The 14,188-nt window shown below is 62.3% G+C and carries 10 protein-coding genes; 6 read left to right on the top strand and 4 right to left on the bottom strand.

Features of this window, described 5'->3' with window-relative positions:
* Window positions 1-56: 56 nt before the first annotated feature.
* Window positions 57-1,409 carry a GntP family permease gene (locus HBH1_RS13100; protein ID WP_102663106.1) on the bottom strand — a complete coding sequence of 451 codons (1,353 nt, stop codon included), beginning with the start codon at window positions 1,407-1,409 and terminating at the stop codon, window positions 57-59.
* A gap of 424 nt (window positions 1,410-1,833) precedes the next feature.
* Between HBH1_RS13100 and HBH1_RS13095 the strand changes: the two genes are divergently transcribed.
* The 4 genes from HBH1_RS13095 (at window position 1,834) to HBH1_RS13075 (ending at window position 9,386) form a co-directional block, all read left to right on the top strand.
* Window positions 1,834-2,913, top strand: coding sequence for an HTH-type transcriptional regulator GntR (locus HBH1_RS13095; RefSeq protein ID WP_102663105.1), 1,080 nt, complete (start codon window positions 1,834-1,836; stop codon window positions 2,911-2,913).
* A 261-nt stretch (window positions 2,914-3,174) separates the two neighbouring features.
* Window positions 3,175-4,935, top strand: a complete 1,761-nt coding sequence (gene ggt, locus HBH1_RS13090; RefSeq protein WP_006465275.1) for a gamma-glutamyltransferase — start codon at window positions 3,175-3,177, stop codon at window positions 4,933-4,935.
* A gap of 371 nt (window positions 4,936-5,306) precedes the next feature.
* A complete protein-coding gene (locus HBH1_RS13080) occupies window positions 5,307-8,891 on the top strand; it encodes a hypothetical protein (RefSeq protein ID WP_146012853.1) in 3,585 nt (1,194 codons plus the stop codon).
* A gap of 153 nt (window positions 8,892-9,044) precedes the next feature.
* The gene (locus HBH1_RS13075) at window positions 9,045-9,386 is read left to right on the top strand and encodes a helix-turn-helix domain-containing protein (protein ID WP_233207602.1); all 342 of its coding nucleotides are present in this window, start codon (window positions 9,045-9,047) and stop codon (window positions 9,384-9,386) included.
* Between the two features lie 159 nt (window positions 9,387-9,545).
* Here the strand turns inward: HBH1_RS13075 and HBH1_RS13070 are convergent, their stop codons facing one another.
* Window positions 9,546-10,868: a hemolysin family protein gene (locus HBH1_RS13070; RefSeq protein ID WP_102663101.1), complete on the bottom strand. Its 1,323-nt coding sequence runs from the start codon at window positions 10,866-10,868 to the stop codon at window positions 9,546-9,548.
* Window positions 10,869-11,018: 150 nt separating this feature from the next.
* A complete protein-coding gene (locus HBH1_RS13065) occupies window positions 11,019-11,930 on the bottom strand; it encodes a LysR family transcriptional regulator (protein ID WP_102663100.1) in 912 nt (303 codons plus the stop codon).
* A 134-nt stretch (window positions 11,931-12,064) separates the two neighbouring features.
* Here HBH1_RS13065 and HBH1_RS13060 point away from each other — a divergent pair, with 134 nt between their 5' ends.
* Window positions 12,065-12,745, top strand: a complete 681-nt coding sequence (locus HBH1_RS13060) for a type 1 glutamine amidotransferase domain-containing protein (RefSeq protein WP_102663099.1) — start codon at window positions 12,065-12,067, stop codon at window positions 12,743-12,745.
* The gene (locus tag HBH1_RS13055; protein WP_102663098.1) at window positions 12,742-13,050 is read left to right on the top strand and encodes a putative quinol monooxygenase; all 309 of its coding nucleotides are present in this window, start codon (window positions 12,742-12,744) and stop codon (window positions 13,048-13,050) included. The genes HBH1_RS13060 and HBH1_RS13055 overlap by 4 nt, the downstream gene beginning before the upstream one ends.
* 78 nt (window positions 13,051-13,128) lie before the next feature.
* Here the strand turns inward: HBH1_RS13055 and HBH1_RS13050 are convergent, their stop codons facing one another.
* Window positions 13,129-14,136 carry a zinc-binding alcohol dehydrogenase family protein gene (locus HBH1_RS13050; protein WP_102663097.1) on the bottom strand — a complete coding sequence of 336 codons (1,008 nt, stop codon included), beginning with the start codon at window positions 14,134-14,136 and terminating at the stop codon, window positions 13,129-13,131.
* Between the last annotated feature and the right edge of the window lie 52 nt (window positions 14,137-14,188).

Below are 14,188 nucleotides of genomic sequence, written 5' to 3'. Positions count from 1 at the left end.
CAAATGGCAAGACGCCCGGACCAGCCGGGCGTTGCATCGTGAGTATTAAATAACGATCAAACGACGAGGTTGAGCAACATGATGAAGATGATAGCAACAACCGAGATCAGTGTTTCCATCACCGTCCAGGTCTTGAAGGTTTCACCCACGCTCATGTTGAAGTATTCCTTGACCAGCCAGAACCCGGCATCGTTGACGTGCGACAGGATCAGCGAACCGGCGCCGGTGGCCAGCACCAGCAGTTCCTTGTTGGTACCGGGGATCAGCGCCACCAGCGGGGCCACGATGCCGGCACCGGTGATGGTGGCCACCGTGGCCGAACCGGTCGCCACGCGGATCACGCCGGCCACGAACCAGGCCAGCAGCAGCGGCGAGATTTCCGCATGGACAGCCAACTGACCGATGGCAGTCCCCACGCCGGAATTGACCAGCATCTGCTTGAAGCCGCCACCGGCACCGATGATCAGCACGATGGCCGCGGTCGGCGCCAGGCTCTGGTCGACGAACTTCAGCACCTGCTGGCGGGTGAAGCCACGGGCCAGGCCGAAGGTCCAGATCGCCAGCAGCAGCGCGGCCAGCAGGGCCACGATGGGGTTGCCGATGAAGTCCATCAGGTCGCGCACGGCGTGGCCTTCAGGCAGGGTGACATCGACGAAGGTCTTCAGCAGCATCAGGAACACCGGCGAGAGCACCGTCACCAGGGTGGTGGTGAAGCCCGGCAGGTTGCTGGTCTGCGGTTCGCGCGCCAGTTGCGCCATCAGCTCTTCCGAAGGCTTGATGTCAACGTAGCGCGAGATGAAGGAACCGAACATGGGACCGGCGATGATGACCGTCGGCAGGCCCACCAGCAGGCCATAGAAAATGGTCTTGCCGATGTCGGCACCGAAGATGCCGATGGCCAGCAGCGGACCCGGGTGCGGCGGCACCAGGCCGTGCATCACCGACAGGCTGGCCAGCATGGGCATGCCGATCTTGAACAGCGGCACGCCCGAGCGACGCGCCACGATGAACACCAGTGGGATCAGCAGCACGAAGCCAATTTCGAAGAACAGGGGAATACCGACCAGGAAGGCGCCCATCATCATGGCCCAGTGCACACGCTCGCGGCCGAAGGCACGCACCAGCGTCTGCGAGATCTGGTCGGCACCGCCGGACTCGGCCATCAGCTTGCCCAGCATGGTACCCAGGCCCAGGACGATGCCGACGAAGCCCAGCACGCCGCCGAAGCCGTCCTGGAAGGACTTGACGATCTTGGGCAATGGCATGCCCGAGATCAGACCGAGGAAGCCCGAGGTGATCGTCAGGGCGATGAAAGGATGGATGCGCAAGCGCGTGATCATCAGGATCAGCGCGAGGATCGCAATGACTGCATTGAACAGCAAGGTGGCGTCGTGGCTCATTCCCAGCATGGGATCTCCGATTGCCGATAGCCGATGCCGTGCGGCCCGCAAAGAGCCGCAGCAGCGTGGCCCCGGCGCGAGGCTGAGGACGGACGTCTCCTGCGGCCTGCCCTGGCGGGAGGCGCGAACATCTGCACTATCTGCGTAGTGTTATCTGATTGACCTGAGTGTGGTATGCCGCCGCTGACCCCGCCGCCGTGTGCCCGGAGGTTCGGATGTTAGCGTTAACATGGGGCGCGATGATAACGCTAACATTTTGCGCGGGTCAAACACTTGTTGTGCTGCAGTGCGGCAGACACCAACGCATCCGACGCTCACGCCATGCGAAAAATTGTTGTACGGAAATGGCGGCCGGCCCTTCCCCGGTGCCAAGAGCCGGACGCAAGCAGGTATCATGTCGCCAACCTGAAATGACCGCCCACCCCAACCGCCAATGACCCAGCGCGCAGCACCCCCCTCAAAATCCAAGCCAAAGCGCAAGTCCGTGCCCGCCACCCCGGCGGTACGCGGCAGCCGTGCCACCGGTCGCGTCACCATCATTGATGTGGCGGCCGAGGCCGGGGTCAGCCCGATGACAGTATCGCGTGCGCTGAAGACGCCGGCCCTGGTGCAGGAACAGTCGCGCCAGCGCATCCTGGAGGCCATTGCCCGGCTCGGCTATGTCCCCAACCAGGCCGCCTCGACGCTGGCCTCGGCACGTTCGCAGGTAATAGCGGTGCTGGTGCCGTCGCTCACCAATGCGGTCTTCATCGAAACCCTCTCGGGTATCCGCGATTACCTGGCCGGTGCCGGTTACCAGTTCCTCATCGGCGAGACCGGTTACGTGCGGGACAAGGAAGAACAACTCATCGCCACCTACTTGGCCCATGCGCCGGCCGGCTTCCTGCTCTCCAGCAGCGAACAGCACGACATCCTGCAGGCCCGCCCCGGCAGCCGCGATATCCCGGCCGTACGCATGTTCGACCTGGGACGCAGCCAGCACGACCTGTCGGTGGGTTTCTCGCAGACCCGCGCCGGGCAGGCAGTGGCACGCCATCTGGTCCAGCGCGGCTATCGCCGTCCGGCCTTCCTGGCGGCCCAGCTGGACCCGCGCATGATGAAGCGCCGAGAAGGCTTCCGCAAAGGCCTGATCGAGGCCGGCATCCAGCCGGATATCGAGGTGCTGCTGCCGGAACCGACCACCGTCAACATGGGCGCGCAATTGCTGCGCCGCGTGCTGGAGCAGCATCCGGACTGCGATTCGGTCTTCTGCTGCAACGACGACCTGGCGCTCGGTGCGCTCTTCGAATGTCAGCGCCAGGGCATCAGCGTGCCGGGGCAGATGGCCATCGCCGGCTTCAACGACCTCTCCTGGGCCGCTTGTGCCACGCCGTCCATCACCACGGTGGTGACGCCGCGCTATGACATCGGCTACAAGTCAGCCGAGATGCTGGTGCGCCAGCTCAAGGGTGAGGATATCGCCAAGGGCCGCCTGGACCTGGGCTTCGAACTGGCGGTACGCGAGAGTACCTGAACCGGCGAACGGCTTCGCCGACGCCTGCTGCGCAGGGGCACTGCCTCCTGGCGAACCACCTCATCGGTTCGCCGCATCCCGTCCATCCATGGACGAATCACCATCAATAATCCATCCATCGCTGGCCGCTGGCTCTGGACAGATACGGTCCATTCTCTACAATCTTCCGGTGTCGTCCAGGCTGCTGCCGCATCGCATCGGGACGGCATTCCTATAAATAATATGCACATTCCCAAGTCCAGATCACCAGGAGCATCCCTCATGCAGACATTCACCGGTCTTTGCAAACCCGCCGCCATGGCCCTGCTGCCCTTGTGCGGCGCACTGGCCTTCCTGCCGGCCAGCGCCCAGACGGCGCCACCGGCGGCCCCCGTGGTCAAGTACGACCTGACCTACGACATCATCAGCCCCGTCCATAGCCAGCACGGCATGGTCGCCACCGAACAGGAACTGGCCACCAAGGTCGGCGTGGACATCCTCAAGAAGGGCGGCAACGCCGTCGATGCGGGCGTGGCGGTCGGCTTCGCGCTGGCGGTCGTTCTGCCCAATGCGGGCAACATCGGCGGTGGCGGTTTCATGATGATCCACGATGCCAAGACCGGCAAGAACGTGGCCCTGGACTTCCGCGAGATGGCGCCGCAGCGCGCCACCCGCAACATGTACCTGGACGACAAGGGCAACGTCGTCCCCGGCCGTTCGCTCTACACCCACCTGGCCGTGGGCGTACCGGGCACGGTGGCGGGCCTGTCGCATGCACTCGCCAAGTACGGCACGATGAAGCTGTCGCAGGTCATCCAGCCGGCGGTCGAACTGGCCGAAAAGGGCTACCCGGTCAGCCGCAGCCTGGCGCTGATCCTGGCCGCCGAGCGTGAGCACCTGGGCCAGTGGGATTCGTCGAAGGCCATCTTCTTCAAGGAAGGTCGTCCCCTCAAGGAAGGCGAAATGCTGGTCCAGAAGGATCTGGCCAAGTCCCTGCGCCTGATCGCCAAGGAAGGTCCCAAGGCCTTCTATGACGGCGCCATCGCCAGGAAGATCGTGGCCGAGATGGACAAGCACGGCGGTCTCATCAGCGCCGACGACCTGCGCAACTACAAGGTGGTCGAACGCGTGCCGGTGTCGGGCAACTATCGCGGCTACCAGGTGATGTCGATGCCGCCGCCAAGCTCCGGTGGCGTACACATCATCCAGATGATGAACATCCTGGAACGTTATCCGCTCAAGCAATACGGCGCCGACAGCGCCCAGACCATCCACCTGATGGCCGAAGCCATGAAGCTGGCCTACGCCGACCGTTCGGAATACCTGGGCGATCCGGATTTCACCAAGGTCCCCGTCAAGGGCCTGACCTCGCGCGCCTACGCCGATGAACTGGCCAAGAAGATCAACCCGGATCGCGCCACGCCTTCCACGGAGATCAAGCCGGGCCAGCCGCAGCCGTATGAGAGCGACCAGACCACCCACTACTCCGTGGCCGACAAGGACGGCAATCTGGTGGCCACCACCTACACCCTGAACCTGAACTTCGGCAGCGGCATCGTCGCCACCGGCACCGGCATCACCTTGAACAACGAGATGGATGACTTCGCCGCCAAGCCGGGCGTGCCCAATGCCTTCGGCCTGATCGGTGGCGACGCCAACGCGGTCGGCCCGTACAAGCGACCGCTGTCGTCGATGTCGCCCACCTTCGTGCTCAAGGACGGCAAGCCCTTCCTGGTCACCGGCAGCCCGGGTGGCAGCCGCATCATCACGACCACGATGCAGACCATCCTCAACGTGATCGACCACGACATGAACGTGGCCGAAGCCACCATCACTCCGCGCATCCACCATCAGTGGGCGCCGGACCAGCTGCGCGTGGAAAAGGGTCTCTCCGCCGATACCCTGAAGATCCTGCAGGACAAGGGCCAGAAGATCAGCGTGCAGCCCTCCATGGGACGCACGCAGACCATCCAGATCCGGGAGGACGGCTTTGACGGCTTCTCCGATCCGCGCAATCCGGATGGACGTACGCTGGGGTTCTGATCTGACTGGTGTGACATGAAGCATTGCTTCACCCCGCCCCGTCTCTGATTGCCGGGACGGGGCAGTGAAGAGAGAAACCGCTTCCTGATCATCAGGGACCGGTTTTTTTTCGACCGTGTGCGATGTGGGGCGGTGACGCATTTCTCGTCAGACATCCCGGGATGAGAGGTGAAAGCTGAGGACGACTGATGGATGCTGACGTAATCCACGGTTCATCTCCCTTGCCACCCGTCTGAATATCTATACCGGGAAAATAAAGTTAGTTCTTTTGCGTCGCCCGAGCATGTGCTCCACCCGCGGCAACGAGGGCAATACCGAGCGCCCCAACTATTCCACCATCAAGGCCCCTGACAACCAGAAGCAGATCACCGATGCCGAAATCAACTCGCAGCATGAAAAGAACTGGGGCGTGCAATGGCCCATCGCAGAAGGACGGCACTTGGGAAATCCCTCTGCAATGGTCACGCAAAATATCAGGTCTGACCAAGGTAGACGGCAGCACCAGCAATGCCAATGGTGAATACATCGCTTTATCTGCCACGGAGACGCATACGTTGAAGCAGAGCTTCAGTGACGATTTCTCCCCTACCGGCAAAGCGCTGCTGGACACCACCCGTGAGGCGTATCGCATGACGACCTCTGGGGAGACCTGGTATCTGTGGGCGCAGATCGGAGGAGGTTATGTCATCTCGCGTCAGAGCGGCACCGACGAATGGTATCGCGAGACGGATTTTTCGCGGTATCTCAAGGCGGATGTCGGGAACGACAGCAAGCATAGGCCGACCTCTGATACCAAGTGGATAGCGACCGATCTGCCTGCCCCACATCTGGCCGCAGAAGTTGCTCTGGCCGACGGAACGCGAGCGCACCAGAAAGCGCTACCGTTGTTGAGTTTTGGTATGGCCGCCGAAGAAACCGCTTTCTACTTGCAACAGGAAGATATCGCTGGCAACGTCAGCGCGAACAGCGGCTTTCGCCTCTTCATTGATACCACTTCGCCCGAGAACTTCGTCCCGGGATTGGGCAAATTTGAAAGCGGATCGATATCTCGACACTATGTCAGCAACGCTGATCTCTCGGTTGGTACGCGCTTTTCACCCAATGCGGACTTTGCCGGGTCAACAGCAGTGGATGCAGCTCATCTCTATTTCAGACTCTCAGGGAACGCCCTGCAGGGGGCGCAGGACAAGCTTGCCTTTGAGCGTGAGTTTGAGCCCTTCCGTTCGGGAGAGGATATGTACAATCGGACGATCAACGGCGTCGAGAACGTCGAATTTTTCTACTCCACCGGCAGGAATGAACTGTTCGTAAATCATTCAAAGCGCGGCGCGTTCAGCAACGACCAGATCGAGCGTTTGATCCAGGCAGTCAAGTTGATCAATACCGCGGGCAGCACCGGCACCCGCGTACTGACCATGCGTACTTCCGAAGATCGTGGCGATATGGCTTGGCAAGGCACTCTAGAGGTAGCCAACGAACGCCTGGCCTTGCCTACTGATCCCAATGTCGCCGCATCGAAAGATGATGCAATCCGCTACATCACGACGGCAGGCGCACTGGAACAGGGGATCAGCCTGCAAAAGGCAGTCCTCGAACCTGCTGCAAAGGATATCAGTAGCCTGCAACTGACCCTGGTAGGCAAGGGGCTCAACCCGGAACATGACCGATTGCTGATTGACCTGCCAACGGACAAGAGCAACGAAGCTACCAACGCGCTGCGCTACGCCGCTGACCCCGAGAAGCATACGCTGACCATCAGCAATAGCTCGGGCGCACTACTCTCGGGCAACCAGATTCAGACCCTGACGAAGTCGGTCAAACTGGTCAATTCGCTCGGCCTGGAAGGTGAACGTGAGGTGCAATTCCGCTTGATCGCCGCCAATGGCGAAGTCGGTGGTCCCGCCCGTGCGAAACTGGTCGTCGATACCCAGGCGCCGACACTGGACCTGGATTATTTCACCCCGGGCATCCAGTCGAGCTCGCAGAAGGTCATCAACCTCAAGCGCGCTGCCGATGGCGAGAGCCTGTTCGACAAGCGGATCGGTGCATTCTTCGCCGACGACATTGCCACGATCAAGCTCAGTTTCTCCGGCAACATGGATACGTTCGCCAGCGATCAGGTGGTTCTCAATGCTGAGGCCAACGGCTTCCTGTCCCTGGAAAAAGATCAGAGTGCATCCAACCAGACCATCGGCGGCATCACCGGGCTCACCTACGCCTACGACCGTGGCACTTCCACGCTGAGTCTGCAGAAGACATCCGGCAAGTCCCTGACCGGGCTGGAAACCAAACAGATTCTGGAAGCCCTGAAACTGAAGGCTACCTCCACCGCGCTGGACTATCGCAACATCGACATCACCGTGAGCGACCACGCCGGCAACAGCAGCCTGGCCAAGGCGATGATCAAGCTCGATACCACACCCGCGCCGGAAATCCGGGCCGATCTGGTAGCGCAGAACCAGATGAGTTACCAGGTCCTGAACCTGGGCGACACCCTGGGCCGGGTCAATTCCCACAATCTCAGCAAAGGCGAAAGTGTCCTCCTGGCGAAGCCTGCAGGGATGAGCGCGCAGAACTTCCTGGCGGCCATCAAGGGCATTTCGGCGGAGTGGGGTGGCCTGGGCGTTACGGGCAAGGCCAATACGACTTCCTCGCTGTTCAAGAGCTATCAAAGCTTTGACCAGCCGCTGAGCGCAGGCAAGAATTTTGTGCTGGCGCATCAGGGCGGACCCTACGTCAAGGCTGGTATCTTCAACTTCACCTTGACCCCGGATGGCAAGGGCGTACTGCTCAACCACAAGGGCGGCGGCAATGTGGCCAATCAGGACATGCATGAGTTGAGCGGTTTCACCCAGACCTCGAACGGTAACTATGACATCGGCAACGTCCGGATTCTGTATCAGGTCGATACCGGTGCCAGCAATCTGAACCCCACCTTCAACGTCAAGTTCGACGCCAAGAAGGCCAGTGTCGGTGATGTCATTTCGCTGGTTACCGCCAATCATGGGACGACCAGCAGGGTCTTGACTGCCGAAGATCTGGCTTCGCCTCAGGCAGCGGTGAACCTGAAGGTGGCCAACAGCCTGTCGGCCGCACAACACACGATCGAGGTGCAGTACAAGGAAGCCTCTGGCAACATCAGTCAGGTCGAATCGGTAGTCACGCCGACGCGCCCTGGCAATGTCGCCAATCCGGTACTGAGCGAGCTCAAGGTCGGCAGCCCCACCAACGCCCGCGTCAAGCTGCTCGACGACTCGGCAACCCAGTACGCCTCCATCACCGAAAACGGTACCGCCGCATCGCCGGGTAGCAGCGAGCGCGGTCTGGTGTTCTCGGGCAAGGTCGGCGGTGCGGGCTCGTCGGACCAGTATCTGGTCACCGTCAAGGCGGGCGACAAGGTGCTGGCCTTCGACACCGTCAAGGCCGGCAACTTCACCCTGGCTTCGGCAGCCAATCTGCTGGCGCCGGGCGTCTATGACGATCTGAGCTTCACGGCAACCAACATCACCGCCGGCAACAACAATGGGGCGACGGCCAGCATCGGTGGCCTGAAACTGGGTTCATTCTGGGCGGCCCAATCGCTGGGCGATACGCGCGGTGGCAACGGTAACGACACCATCCTGCTCGGCGCCACCAAGAACGGGGCCAATACGCTGATCCAGACCAACGGCGGCTATGACACCCTGAGCCTGGGCGCCTTCGGCAAGAAGGGCAACTTCGCTGCCACCGTCACCGATTTCTCTCTCGGTGTGGACAAGCTGGCCGTGTTCGGCAAGAACGTCGATGCGGTAAACCTGGACAAGTTCGTCAAGGAAGTAGGCTCCATCCAGGGCGGCGCGGGTACCCGGCTGGTGATCGACCTTGATGGCGCCGGTGCGGGTACCCAGACCTACTCGCTGCAGCTGCAAAACGTCGCCTACAACCCGGCCAATACACCTACGCTGTTCGGTGTGTAAGCCGGGGTTGCGGTGAAGTAGGCGTAACCATCCGATGGACGCTTTCAGTATCTCAGGCACAGACAACATACGACCATGAGCAGCCACAGCAGGCACCGCATGCTGAATGAGAACATAGCGCAGGGAGGGACCCCCATCCATTCGGAGCAAGGCATGATTCCATGCAGAGCATCCCTCGGGCAACGGCTCAAATCCGTTCGCCTGAAACTGGGTATCAGCCAGCGCCAGTTTGCCTTGGCGCTGGAGACTGCGCCCAACCACATCTACCAGATCGAACGCGATCACTGCATCCCCGGTGCCAAACTGCTGCGCGGCATGCGCGAGAAGTTCGGCATCGATATCAACTGGTTGCTCAGTGGCGAGGACGATTATGTCGCCACCACGCTGCGGCAACAGGAATTGAACAGCCTGATCCGCCAGTTTCAACGCGCCGATCCTTCGGCACGGGCGATGCTGTTGCAGACGGCCAGCTTCACGGCAGCGGCATCGCGCTAAGGCATCGCGCCGCTGGAGCTGGAGCTGGAGCCGGCGTGGCCGCTGCACTGGCGCTATCCAAGCCCCCTCCCCGACCCTGAAACAAAAAATGCCGTCCAGCACGACACTGAACGGCATTCCTGGGTCAAGGACCGACGCGGCCCTCAGTCAGGCGCAGACCTACTCCCGCACTTCCACCATCTTCGGATAGACCTTCACCAGCACGATCTTCGGTCCCGACATGCGCTTGATGACCACGTCGAAGGCGGGGAACTCGATCTTCTGGCCTTCCTTGGGCAGGTCGCCCAGTTTCTCCATCACCAGGCCGCCGACGGAATCGATGCTGTCGTCGTACTCGATGTCGATGCCCAACATGTTCTCCAGCGTGACGATGGGCAGGCTGCCCTTGCCCAGCAGGGTACCGTCGTCCTGGCGGGTCCATTCGCCGGTGTTGTGGCGGAATTCGTCGCGGATCTCACCCACCAGCAGGCTGAGCATATTGTCCAGGGTGATGAAGCCCTGCGGCGGCTGGCCCTTCTTGCCGATGACGGCGAAGTGCGGCGTGCCGGTGCGGAAGCGGCGCAGCAGGTCCAGCGCCGGCAAGGCGGGCGAGATGAACTGCACCGGACGCAGGTAATCCTTCAGGTTGCCGATGGCGCGACCATCCTGCTGTGCCAGGAACACGTCCTTCAGGTGGACCAGGCCCAGCACCTGCTGGCGCTCGGCGTCGAAGTAGGGATAACGCGAATAGCGGTTGCGGTAGATGATGTCCAGGTTTTCTTCCTGGGTCTTGTCATCGCCCAGAGCCACGATTTCACTGGCGGGGCGCATGATGTCAGCCACGTCCAGTTCGGCGAAGTTCAGGCTCTGCGCCAGCATGTTCCATTCGTCGCGGGTGAACTTGCCGCTCTTGCCGCTCTTGCCACCGGCGCGCAGGATCAGCTTGAGTTCATCTGAGGAATAGTGCGCGTCATGCCCATGGCCGGCGCCCAGTCCGGCCACGCGCAGCAGCCAGTTGGAGCTGGCGTTGAGCACCCAGATCAGCGGATACATGCCCCAGTAGAAGCCATACAGCGGCACCGCGCACCACAGGCCCAGCTTTTCCGGGCTGCGGATGGCCATGGACTTGGGGGCCAGTTCGCCGGCCACGATGTGCAGGAAGGAAATGACGAAGAAGGCAAAGACGAACGAGATGCCGTGGATCAGTTCCTGGTTGGTCACACCCACCAGCGAGAAGAGCGGTTCCAGCAACCGGGCGAATGCCGGTTCACCGATCCAGCCCAGGCCCAGCGAGGCCAGGGTGATACCGAGTTGGCAGGCGGAGAGATAGGCGTCCAGTTGATTGTGGACCACGGCCAGGATGCGGCCGCGCAAGCCTTGTGTTTTTGCGATGGCCCGGATGCGCGTTTGACGCAACTTGACCAGACTGAATTCTGCAGCGACGAAAAAACCGTTCAACGCAACCAGGAAGAAGGCTGCGACGATCAGTAATATGTTTTCCAACGAGGGTTCCTATCGGGGTTGTCAAAGGGCCCGGACGCAATGAACCGGTCCGGACCCGGTAATTTACCATGGGTCGGCGGGCGAACCGGTTTTGCTATCAAAATAACAATATCGCACGCATCAGCCGACTGGAGCGGGCAAAACCCTCCATCACGTTGGCGAAGCCATCATCTCCTGCCCCGCCTGCAACAGGAAATCCCGCAGCAGTCGTGCACTCGGCCCCACGCGCTGGGCGTGGACCAGATAGATTTCCAGTGGTGCGGTCTGCACCTGCGGTAGCACCCGCACCAGTTCACCCGAGGCCAGCAGGGTCGCGGCGTCATAGGCCGGCAGCCTGGCCAGGCCCTCACCGGCCAGCACGAAGGCCAGGCGCGAGGCGGCGCTGTCGGTGATCACGTCACCCCGGACGGGGACCTGGATTTCCCGCTCGCCCTGCTGCAGGGACAGGGTCTTCTGATTGGGCGGGTAGACCACCCAGCGGTGCTGGGCCAGCTCCTCCACGCTGGTCGGCGCCCGATAGCGGCGCAGGTAGGCGGGCGCCGCGCAGAGCATGGTGGGCTCCTTGACCAGACGGCGTGCCACCAGGCTGGAATCGGCCAGCGGACCGGCGCGCACAGCCAATTCCATCCCCTGCTGCACGAGATCGACATTGCTGTCGTTCATCGCCACGTGCAGGCGCACGGAAGGGTAACGACGACGAAACTCCAGCAACGCCGGCAGGATGCGCTTGTTGCCGAAATGATGCGAACAGGTGATGCGCACCTCGCCACCGGGCTCGGCCCGCAGCAGTTCCATGCCGCGAATGCCGTCGTGGGCCTCGTCCAGCAGGCGCTCGCAATGCACCCGGAAAGCCTCCCCGGCCGGCGTCAGGCTGAAGCTGCGCGTGCTGCGCTGGGCCAGCGGCACGCCCAGCCGGGTCTCCAGCGCCCGTATGTGATGGCTGACGACCGCCCGTGTCAGGCCCAGTGCACGCGCACCGGCGGCAAAGCTGCCGGCGCGCACCACCGTGGCAAATACGGCCATGGCACGCAGTTCGTCGAGGATGGGGGCGTCATCAGGCATAGAGGATTGTATCAATCAGTTTGACATTTCGTCAGCATATCAGACTCTACCGCAACAACCGGCTCTTCCCTATAGTTTGATCAACCGCAGCGATGCGGAATCTACCCAATCATCCGACTATAAGGAGCTTTATCATGAGCATGAAGACTGTCCTCTTTATTTTGACAAATAGCGCGACCATCGGTCCCAATTCGCGCGCCACCGGCTACTTCTTCCCGGAAGTGGCGCATCCCGTCGAGGTGTTCGAGCAGGCTGGCATCGCCGTGGAGTTCGCCTCACCCCTGGGCGGCACCCCGCCGGAAGATGGCTACGACGCCAACGACCCGGCGCAGCTGGCTTTCCGCAACAGCCTGGCGATCCGTCGCATGGCACGCAGCCGCAAGCTGTCCGAGGTGGATGTGCTGGACTATGACGCCATCTTCTTCCCGGGCGGCCTGGGTCCGATGGTGGATATCGCGGTCGATCCCGAGGTCAAGCGCGCCATCGCCCGCGCCTGGGATGCGGGCAAGATCGTCTCGGCCGTCTGCCACGGGCCGGCGGCGTTCCTGGGGGTGACGCTGGGGGATGGCACGCCTTTGCTGCGCGGTCGCAAGCTGACCTCCTTCTCCAACGAAGAGGAAGCCAACTACGCCCAGGCCGACGTCCCCTTCCAGCTGGAAGACGCCCTGCGTGCCGAAGGTGCCGAACACACGTCGACTGCACCCTGGCAAGCCCAGGTGGTGGTCGATGGCCGGCTCATCACGGGCCAGAACCCGGCTTCCGGCGCCGGCATGGCCGCCGCCGTGGTGCAGGCACTGACTGCGGAGGCAGCATGAACGCCGCCGACGCCATCACCGTGCTGGCACGCTGGCAGCCGGCGCCCAATGCCATGGCCGAGGTACTGGCCCTGGCCGAGGAAATGCGCCAGCGTTCACTGGCCGAGCCGGGTTGCCTGGGCTATGAAATCTATCGTTCGCCGGCAGCGCCGGAAGCGGTGTTGCTGGTGGAACGCTACCGCGACACCGCCGCCCTGGAAAAGCACAAGCAGTCGGCGCACTACCAGTTGCTGGTCACCGGCCAGGTGTTGCCGCTGCTGGCCTATCGCAAGGTGGACCTGCTGCGTGCCTGCACGCCGGCATGAGCGCCAGGCAGGGGGGAGGCTGATCGCCCTCCCCTGCCGGCTCAGGCGTCAATACGTTACGCAACGCCTCAGCGGACTTCAGAAGCCTTCGAGCACCACCTTGCCCCGCGCCCGATTGGTCTCGATCAGCGCATGCGCACGGCGCAGATTCTCGGCATTGATGCTGCCGAAATGCTCACCCGTGGTGGTGCGCAGCACACCCTCGTCGATAAGTTGCGCCACGCGTTGCAGGAGCTCGTGCTGGCGGATCATGTCGGCGGTCTGGAACATGGAGCGCGTAAACATCAGCTCCCAGTGCAGCGAAATGCTCTTGCGCTTGAGCGGCACCACATCCAGCGTGGCCGGGTCGTCGATCAGGGCCAGTTGGCCCTGCGGCGCCAGTACCTCGACGATCTGCGCAAAGTGCTGGTCGGTATGGGTCAGGCTGATGACGATATCGACCTCGGGGATGCCGATCTTCTCCAGCTGCGGCTTGAGCGGCTGGCTATGGTCGATCACATGATGCGCGCCCAGCTCCTGCACCCATTGCACGGTCTCCGGGCGCGAGGCGGTGCCGATGACGGTCAGTTGCGTCAGGCGACGGGCCAGCTGGGTCAGCATGGAGCCGACGCCCCCGGCAGCACCGATGATGAGCAGGCTGCGTCCCTGGCCACCACCTTCCGGCACGGCCACGCGGTCGAACAGCAGTTCCCAGGCCGTGATGGCCGTCAGCGGGATGGCCGCTGCATCGGCGTGGCCCAGGCTGGCGGGCTTGCGGCCGACGATGCGCTCGTCCACCACGTGCAGTTCGCTGTTGGAGCCGGGTCGGGTGATGGAGCCGGCATAGAACACTTCATCACCAGGCTGAAACAGCGTTACCGCCGATCCCACGGCGCGCACCACGCCCGAGGCGTCCCAGCCCAGTACGCGCGGCTCCTTGACGGGCGAGCCGGCGCGCACCTTGGTATCGACCGGATTGACCGAGATCGCCTTGACCTCGACCAGCAGGTCGCGCTCGCCCGGTGTTGGCTCGGGCAGGGTGGTATCGATCAGGGACTCGGGGTTGCTGATGGGCAGGCCGTGCTGCCGGTAGACGATGGCTTTCATGGGAAATCCTTTCCTGTGGAACATGAGGGTTGCATCAGGCAGGAGGCTTGTA

The sequence above is a fragment of the Herbaspirillum sp. BH-1 genome (genome assembly GCF_002870055.1).
In the GTDB taxonomy this organism is placed as follows: Bacteria; Pseudomonadota; Gammaproteobacteria; order Burkholderiales; family Burkholderiaceae_D; genus Herbaspirillum; species Herbaspirillum frisingense.
This window is presented reverse-complemented; position numbering and strand designations above follow the sequence as displayed.